Annotated in this window: 8 protein-coding genes; 1 reads left to right on the top strand and 7 read right to left on the bottom strand. The window is 72.9% G+C overall.

The genetic code is table 11. The features are described 5' to 3' along the window. From L2I40_RS13705 to glcF, 3 genes are all read right to left on the bottom strand, one after another. Positions 1–833 (bottom strand): Bug family tripartite tricarboxylate transporter substrate binding protein (locus L2I40_RS13705; RefSeq protein ID WP_237215522.1); only part of this gene is annotated, 833 nt, incomplete at its 3' end. A 62-nt stretch (positions 834–895) separates the two neighbouring features. Further along, on the bottom strand, positions 896–1621 hold the full coding sequence (locus L2I40_RS13710) for a class I SAM-dependent methyltransferase (protein ID WP_237215523.1): 726 nt from the start codon (positions 1619–1621) through the stop codon (positions 896–898). Beyond that, complete coding sequence (gene glcF, locus L2I40_RS13715; protein WP_237215524.1) at positions 1618–2946, bottom strand: glycolate oxidase subunit GlcF; 1329 nt, start codon at positions 2944–2946, stop codon at positions 1618–1620. Before glcF ends, L2I40_RS13710 begins: the two co-directional genes overlap by 4 nt. A gap of 128 nt (positions 2947–3074) precedes the next feature. Here glcF and L2I40_RS13720 point away from each other — a divergent pair, with 128 nt between their 5' ends. Continuing rightward, a complete protein-coding gene (locus L2I40_RS13720; RefSeq protein WP_237215525.1) occupies positions 3075–3893 on the top strand; it encodes a bestrophin-like domain in 819 nt (272 codons plus the stop codon). A gap of 3 nt (positions 3894–3896) precedes the next feature. On the opposite strand, the gene glcE is transcribed toward L2I40_RS13720, so the two are convergent. From glcE to ykgO, 4 genes are all read right to left on the bottom strand, one after another. Next, positions 3897–5075, bottom strand: a complete 1179-nt coding sequence (glcE, locus tag L2I40_RS13725) for a glycolate oxidase subunit GlcE (RefSeq protein WP_237215526.1) — start codon at positions 5073–5075, stop codon at positions 3897–3899. Next, positions 5072–6499 carry an FAD-linked oxidase C-terminal domain-containing protein gene (locus tag L2I40_RS13730; protein WP_237215527.1) on the bottom strand — a complete coding sequence of 476 codons (1428 nt, stop codon included), beginning with the start codon at positions 6497–6499 and terminating at the stop codon, positions 5072–5074. The genes glcE and L2I40_RS13730 overlap by 4 nt, the downstream gene beginning before the upstream one ends. Positions 6500–6679: 180 nt before the next feature. Beyond that, the gene (locus L2I40_RS13735) at positions 6680–7666 is read right to left on the bottom strand and encodes a catalase family peroxidase (protein WP_237215528.1); all 987 of its coding nucleotides are present in this window, start codon (positions 7664–7666) and stop codon (positions 6680–6682) included. 159 nt (positions 7667–7825) lie between these two features. Then, positions 7826–7951, bottom strand: a complete 126-nt coding sequence (gene ykgO / locus L2I40_RS13740) for a type B 50S ribosomal protein L36 (protein WP_109872693.1) — start codon at positions 7949–7951, stop codon at positions 7826–7828. Positions 7952–8291: the final 340 nt, after the last annotated feature.

Consider the following 8291-nt stretch of genomic DNA (forward strand, 5'->3'; position numbering starts at 1 on the left):
GCGGCGGTCGCGGCCTCGTTCAGCCGCGCGACGAGCGGGTCGGGCAGGCCGCGCGGGGCGAGCAGCAGGTTCCAGGTGGTGATCTCGACATCCGGCATGCCGAACTCCGCGACCGAGGGGAGATCGGGGAACATCGGGTGCCGGCGCGGGACGGTGACAGCCAGCGCGCGCGACGTGCCGTCGCGGACATGCGGCGCGGCGGAGGCCAGCACCTCGACGGAGAAGTCGAGCTCGCCGGCGGCCATGGCGGCGAGCACCTGGGCGCCGCCGCGATAGGGGATGTGCTCGGCGCGGAGGTTGCCGGCGCGGAACAGCAGGTATTCCGCGGTCAGATGGCCGATGCCGCCGGCGCCGGAGGTGCCGAAGCTGAGCGCGCCGGGGCGCGCGCGGATGGCGTTCAGCAGGTCGGGAAGCGTGCGATGCGGCGAGCGGCCCGGCACCACCACCACCATCGGCCCGCCGCCGACGATGGCCAGCGGCGTGAAGTCCGCCACCGGGTCGTACGGCGTCTGGGCCGGCAGCGCGGCCGGGTTGGTGCCGTGCGAGGAGGCGGTGGCGAGCAGCAGCGTGTGCCCGTCCGGCGCCTGCCGGCGGACATGGTCGGCGCCGAGCGAGCCGCCGGCGCCGGCGCGATTCTCGACCACGATGCGGGCGTTGGCGCCGAGACGAGGCGCCATCCGCTCGGCCAGGATGCGCGCTGCGATGTCGGCCGAGCCGCCGGCGGTGAAGGGCACGACGAGCGCGATCGGACGGTCCGGGAAGGCGGGCTGCGCGAAGGCGGGCAGCGGCAGGGCGAGAAGCGGCGCGGCGCGGAGCAGGTCGCGGCGGTGCATGGTGTGGTGTCCTCCCGGAACGGCGGCCGGTCGAGCGGCCGCGCCCGCTTCTTCCACCGGCGCTAGGTTGCCGGCAAGGCGGCGAGGCAGGCCCGGCCGAGGCGCTGGAACAGCGCGCGGATCTCCTCCGCCGCCTCCCCTGTCGCGTCGAACAACGGTCGCAGCGCGGCGGGAACCTCGCCGGGCGCCAGGACGCCGAGGCCGAAGCCGTGCAGGAAGGCGAAATGCGCGCGGCCCGCCGAGACCTCCGGCCAGTAGCGCCAGACGCCGAAGTCGCGGCGGCGCACCTCGGTGTCGTGGAACAGCACGACGCCCCGTTCCGACAGCTTCGGCGCCCAGGTCTCGTAGTCGTGCCGCACCGCCTCGTAGGTGTGCAGGCCGTCGATGTGCAGGAGGTCCACGCTGCCCGGCGCGATCTCCTCCGCCGCCGCGTCGAAGGTGGCCTGGCGCAGCGTGGAGAAATGGCCGTAGCGCGGGTCGTGATGGGCGCGCAGCGCGGCGAGCACGCTGCCGTCATAGGCCTCGGTGTGGCTGTCGCCGACGAAGGTGTCCACGCCGAGGCAGCGCCCCGCGATGCCCTCGCGCGCCATCGCCTCGACGAAGTTGCAGTAGGAGACGCCGACATGCACGCCGAGCTCGACGACGAGCCGCGGGCGCAGCGCGGCGACGAGGCAGGCGCCGAAGGGCAGGTGCGTGATCCAGGCGGAGCGCGCGTCGAGCAGCGCGGGCGGTGCTGGCGGCAGCGGGGCCGCCCCCAGGGCGGCCGGCACGGTGCCGGACACCGTCATGCGGCGCGCGCCCGGCGAAGGCCCGCGACCACGGCCGGTTCCGGCCCGCCCGCCATCCAGTCCAGCAGCTCCACCGTGTGCACCGTCGGCATCGCGCCGCCGGCGAGCTGGGTCAGGCAGCCGATGTTGCCCGAGGCGATCAGGTCGGCGCGGGTGCGATCGAGGTTGGACAGCTTGCGCTCGCGCAGCTGCGCGCTGATCTCGGGCTGCAGCAGGTTGTAGGTGCCCGCCGAGCCGCAACAGAGATGTCCCTCCGCCGGCTCCTTCACCGCGAAGCCGGCGCGCTTCAGCAGGTCCTTCGGCGCGGCGGTGATCTTCTGGCCGTGCTGCAGCGAGCAGGCGGCGTGGTAGGCGACGGTCAGGCCGGGCGCGGCGCGCGAGGGCGCATAGCCGAACCTCACCAGCAGCTCGGAGACGTCCATCGCGATGGCGGAGACGGCGGCGGCCTTGCGCGCGATCTCCTCGCCCTCGGCGCGGAACAGGAAGCCGTAGTCCTTCACCGTCGTGCCGCAGCCCGAGGCGTTGATGACCACCGCGTCGAGCCCCTGCCCTTCCATCTCGCGGTGCCAGGCCTCGACGTTGGCGCGCGCGAGGCGCATCGCGGGATCGTGGTGGCCCATGTGGTGGTCGAGCGCGCCGCAGCAGCCTTGCTGCGCGGTCACCACCACCTCGATCCCCATGCGCGTGAGCAGGCGGATCGTCGCCTCGTTGATCGAGGGGGCGAGGACCTGCTGCGCGCAGCCGGTGAGCAGCGCGACGCGGCCGCGCCGCTCACCTTGCGCAGGGTGGACGCCCGGGCGCTGCATCGGGCTGTCGGGCGGCACCGCGGCGGGCGCGAGCTTCAGCATGGCGCGCAACCGCTCGGCGGTCTGCGAGCGGCCGGGGATCAGCCCGGCCAGGCGCTTGCCGAGCACGCCCCCGCGCAGCGCGAGGCGGAAGCGCGACGGATAGGGCAGCAGTGCCGAGAGCAGCTTGCGCAGCGCGCGCTCCGCCGGCGGGCGGTCGTAGGTTTCCTCGATGTGGCGCCGGGCATGGTCCACCAGGTGCATGTAGTGCACGCCGGAGGGGCAGGTGGTCATGCAGGAGAGGCAGGAGAGGCAGCGGTCGATGTGCTTGACCACCTCCGGCGCCGCGGGGCGGTCGTTCTCCAGCATGTCCTTGATCAGGTAGATGCGGCCGCGCGGGCTGTCGAGCTCGTCGCCCAGCACGACGAAGGTCGGGCAGGTCGCGGTGCAGAAGCCGCAATGGACGCAGGTGCGGAGGATCTTGTTGCTCTCCGCCGTGTCCGGATCGCGCAGCTGCGCGTCTGTGAAACTGGTTTGCATCCCGGGGTCCCCTGCCGGCGCAAGATGGGGCTTCGGGGCCGCGAGGGAAAGCCAAGGGCGGCGCCGTTGCGGGGACGGAGCACGCCGCCCATCCTGCCGCGCGGGGAGACGAATCGGGGGGACCGGCGATGCGCTGGCTGATCGAGCTTGCGGCCTTCAGCCTGCTGGCCTTCGGGCTCGTCATGGTGGCGCTGCAGTTCGGCGCGCTCTGGGTCGGCCATCGCTTGGGCCAGCGCCATGCCCGGCGCGTCTCGGCGGGCGAGCAGGATCCCGTCGAGGGGGTGAGCGTCGTGGTCGGCGCGCTGCTCGGCCTGCTCGCCTTCACCATGGGTCTCACCATCACCATCGCCGCATCGCGCTTCGAGGACCGGCGCCGCGCTGCGCTGGACGAGGCGAATGCGATCGGCACGGCCTGGCTGCGCGCCGAGGCGATCGGGCATCCGCGCGGCGCGGAGATCGGCCGGCTTCTGGAGCGCTACACCGAGGTGCGCATCGCCTGGATCTCGGCCCCGCGCGACAGCGCCGCGCTCGATCGCGCCGCGGCCGAGACGGGGCGGCTGCAGACGCTGATCTGGGGGCATGCCGCGGCGATCGTGCGGGAGAGGCCCGACCCGGTGGCCGCCGGGCTGCAAGCGTCGCTCAACGACGCCTTCGACATGGCGACGACGCAGCGCTGGGCCTTCTCCGGCCAGATGCCGGTGGAACTGCCCTGGCTGCTGTTCGGCCTCACGCTCGTGAGCGTGGGCGGCATCGGCTACCAATGGGGGATCAAGCGACGCTGGCACCCGGCGATCGCGGTGCTGCTGCTCGCCGCCTGGGGCGGCTGCCTCATGCTGATCGCGGACCTGTCGAACCCGCGCATCGGCTGGGTGCGCGTCGATGCCGGGCCGTATCTCTGGACCCAGCAGGGCTTCCGGGGCGGCGTGCCGATCCCGCCGGCGCCTTAGGCCTCAGAGCCCGGCGCGCATCCGCCCCGGGTTCAGCACGCCGGCCGGGTCGAGCGCGGCCTTCACCCGCGCGGCGATGCCGGCGAGCGCCGGGGGTTCCTCCGGCAGCACCGCGACGGCGGCACGCAGCGGCTCCGGCGCGCGGAACAGGGTGAAGGTGCCGCGCGCGGCCTCAGCCGCCGCCATCACGGCGGCATGCGCCGTTTCCGTCGCCGGGCCCGCGATCCAGACGAGGCCGCCGCCCCAATCGAGCAACGCCCGCCCGCCGAGCGCCTGCGCAGCCTGCGCAACCTTCGCACCCGCGCTCGGGCGGACGGAGACGCGCCAGACGGCCTCCTCCGAAGCGGCGGCGAGCGGTGCGGCATCACGGACACCGCGCCAGAGCGGCAGCGACTCCTCGGCGCCGATCACGCGGATCTCGCCGAAGCGGGCGAGGTCCTCGGCGAGCCGACCGCTGCGATAGGCGACGGAGGCGGCGAAATCCTCGAGCCGCAGCAGCGCGAGCGGCCCCTGCGCGTCCGGCAGCAGAGCCGCTGCCGTGACGCCATAGGGGCTGCCGAGCCCGGCGCTCAGTGTGCGAATCCCGGTTTCGAGGTCGGGGACGCGCACCGCCAGGGTGGCCGATGTCTCGCCGGCCGGCAGCACCTTGATCGTCACCTCGGTGATGACGCCGAGCGTGCCGTGGCTGCCGGTGAGCAGCTTGCAGAGGTCGAGGCCGGTGACGTTCTTCAGCACGCGCCCGCCGCTCCGCACCACCTCGCCCGCGCCGTTGACGAAGCGGATGCCGAGGACGTGGTCGCGGATCGCGCCGGCCGTGATGCGGCGCGGACCCGAGAGATTCGCGGCGACGATGCCGCCGATGGTGGCCGGCAGGTCGGTTCCGAACAGGGCGCGCGTGTCGGGCGGCTCGGGGGCCAGCATCTGGGCCTTCTCGGCCAGCGCGGCCTCAATCTCGGGCAGCGGCGTGCCGGCGCGTGCGGAGATCACCAGCTCCGTCGGGCGATAGAGCGTGATGCCGGTGAGGTTGCGCGTGGAGAGCGTGCGCGCCGCCTGCACGGGGCGGAGCAGCGCGCGCTTCGAGCCGTTGCCCTCGATCGCGATCGGCTCGCGCGTCCCGGTGGCCAGCGCCACCTCGCGCGCGAGGTCGGCCTCGCGGTGCGGCGCGATGAGGTTCACGCTCACTGCGCCGCTTCCAGCGGGAAGACCTTGTGCGGGTTCAGCAGCCAGGCCGGGTCGAAGGCCGACTTGATGCGTCGCTGCTGGTCGAGCTCATGCGGCTCGAACTGCACGCCCATCAGGTCGCGCTTCTCGACGCCGACGCCGTGCTCGCCGGTCAGGCAGCCGCCGACCTCGACGCAGAGCTTCAGGATGTCGGCGCCGAAGGCCTCGGCCTTGCGGAAGCTCTCGGGGTCGTTGGCGTCGAACATGATGAGCGGGTGGAGGTTGCCGTCGCCGGCATGGAAGACGTTGGCGACCTTGAGCCCGTAGTCGTCGCTCATCTCGCCGATGCGCTTCAGGACATGCGGCAGCTCGCCGGTCGGGATGGTGCCGTCCATGCAGAGGTAGTCGGGGCTGATGCGACCGACCGCGCCGAAGGCGCCCTTGCGGCCTTTCCAGATCGCCATCGATTCCTCGGCACTCGTCGCGACCTTGAGGCTGATCGGGTCGAAGCGGGCGCAGATCTCCTTGATGCGGCCGAGCAGGTCATCCTGCTCCGCCTCGCTGCCCTCGACCTCGATGATCAGCATCGCCTCAGCGTCCAGCGGATAGCCGGCATGGGCGAAGGCCTCGCAGGCATGGATGCAGGGCTTGTCCATGAATTCGAGGGCGACGGGGATGATGCCGGAGCCGATGATCGCATCCACCGCCTGGCCCGCGATCTCGGTGCCCTTGAAGGCGGCGAGCATGGCGCGCGCGCCCTCGGGGCCGCGCAGGATGCGGACGGTGACCTCGGTGACGATGCCGAGCTGGCCCTCGCTGCCGGTCAGCAGGCCGAGCCAGTCATAGCCGGCGGCGTCCAGATGGGCGCCGCCGACCTCGACGACATCGCCGGTGGGCGTGACGAAGGTGACGCCAAGCAGGTTGTTCGCGGTGACGCCGTATTTCAGGCAATGCGCGCCGCCCGAGTTCATGTTGACGTTGCCGCCGATCATGCAGGCGAGCTGCGACGACGGGTCGGGCGCGTAGAAGAAGCCTTCGTGCTCCACCGCCTTGGTGATGCCGAGATTGGTCACGCCCGCCTCCACCACGGCCAGGCGGTCGTCGAAATCAACCTCCAGGATGCGGTTCATGCGCATCAGGCCGATGACGACGGCATCCTCGAGCGGCAGCGCGCCCCCCGAGAGCGAGGTGCCCGCACCGCGCGGCACGACGCGGATCCCCTGCTCGTGGCAGTAGCGCATGATCCGCGCGACCTGGTCGGTCGAGGTCGGCAACACGACGGCGAGCGGCGGCTGGCGATAGGCGCTGAGCCCGTCGGTCTCGTAGGGCTTGAGGCGAAGCGGCTCGCTGATCGTCCCTTCGCCGGGCACGATGGCGCGCAACGCCGCAACGATCTCGTCGCGACGGGCGAGAATGTCCTGCTTCGGCGGGGGCAGCGCGATCATGCGCGGAAGATGGCGGTGCGGCTTGCCACGGGCAAGCCGGCGTCGATGTGTGGCCTCAAGCGCCGACGCTGGCAGTCGCGGCGCGGCGGCCGCCGTGCGGCCGCATTCGCATCGGCCGCACCGGACCTGGGCAAGGAGGCGGAGCACGTGGGGCCAGCTGCATCACGCGAGGGCCCCGGACTACTGCAGGCGGCGCGAGAGCGAGACGGCGTAGGGCGCGGTGCGGGCGTGCAGCGTCGGGTCGTCGCTGAACTCGACGCCGGGCGCCTGGTCGAGCGTCATGAAGCTGATCGGATCGCAGGCGCCACCCGGGCCGGGCGCGACCTCGGTCACCGCCAGGCGGCCGACCACGGCGCGCGGGCGGTCGTCGGGCCAGGCGACGGTCGGGTTGGTCAGGTCGTCGCCCGGTCCTGGGAATTGCAGCACCATGTCGAACTCCACCGGCGCTGCGGCGACGCGGCGGCGCAGCTCATCCGCGAGGAAATCGGCGGGCATGGTCCGCATCTGCTCCTCCGTTAGGCGCAGCGTGCCGGCGCGCGGCTCGAACACCCAGCGGGCGTGGCGGACCTCACCATCCTGGCCGCGGAAGCGGAACGCGTTGACACCCCAATAGGGAGTGGTCGCCCAGCTCGCCGGCGGGTTGTTCTGCGCCAGCCAGCGGCCCTGGTAGGTCGTCGCCGGGTTGGCGGCGACGAAGGCGTTGACGCGCGCCTGGTCGGGCTGGCCGGTGGCGGGGTCGGGGCGGCGGACGAGCAGGCCCTCCACCAGCGCCTGCGGCGTGGGCGAGCCGAAGATCGGCACGCTGATGTTGGCCATGTCCCAGATGTCGCCGGCGGGGGTCTCGAAGCGGATCGAGAGGCCGCGGGTCAGGCGCGCGGTGTCGGGGGCGTTCGGGTTGCCGCCGCCGACGGCGAAGCGGATGATCGCCGGCACGCGCTGGCCGCTGAAGGTCGGCGCGACGGAGAGGCGTGTACCCTCCGGCGTCGCGACGAAATGACCGGCAGCACAGGTGCCCTTGGCGTGGGAGGGGCGGTGCGTGCGGATCGGGCCGAGCACCGCCTCGAAGGCGTCCACCACCGCCTCCGGCGAGGGCGGGTCGGCGGCCTGGCCGGGCGTGGCGAGCAAAGCGCAGGCGGTGATCGCCAGCGCGACGGCGCGGGGTTGCATGGACGGTCCCTCCTGTCCTTCCTCGGTTCTTCGCCGCGGGGGAGGCGAAGGTTACGGAAGGGATTCGGGCGAGACCAACGTAAAATGCCGCGCCAGGAGACCTCGCGCGGCGTCAACCATCCCGGAGCCAAGCCGCGGCAGTGCCGCGGCCGGCGCGTGTCAGCCCTGGCGGGCCTTCAGGCGGGGGTTCTTCTTGTTCAGCACGTAGACCCGGCCCCGGCGACGCACCAGGAAGCAGTTCTTGTCGCGGGTCTTCGCGGTCTTGAGCGAGTTGCGGATCTTCATCGGACTGACCTTTCGAGCGGCGCGAGATACGGGCGGGGCCGGCGGGAGTCAACCGCCGGGGGCGCCTGCGGGAGGGGCTCTGCCCCTCCCGGCCCCTCCCCGCCAAGGGCCAGCGGGCCCTTGGATCCCATTCGTTTTCATCGCCGGTCAGGGAGGGGGCCAAGCCCCCTCCCTGACCGGCGATAAACTGATCGAGGTCCAGGAGCCCGCAGGCTCCTGGTGGGAGGGGTCCGGGGAGGGCAACGCCCTCCCCGGCAGCGCCCCGCCGTTCTCCCCGCCTGCCGCGCCCCGATCGCCGCCGCTGATCGGGTGAGCGCACGTCTCGACTCCAGTCACTAGC

The organism is Falsiroseomonas oryziterrae (assembly GCF_021864505.1).
In the GTDB taxonomy this organism is placed as follows: Bacteria; Pseudomonadota; Alphaproteobacteria; order Acetobacterales; family Acetobacteraceae; genus Falsiroseomonas; species Falsiroseomonas oryziterrae.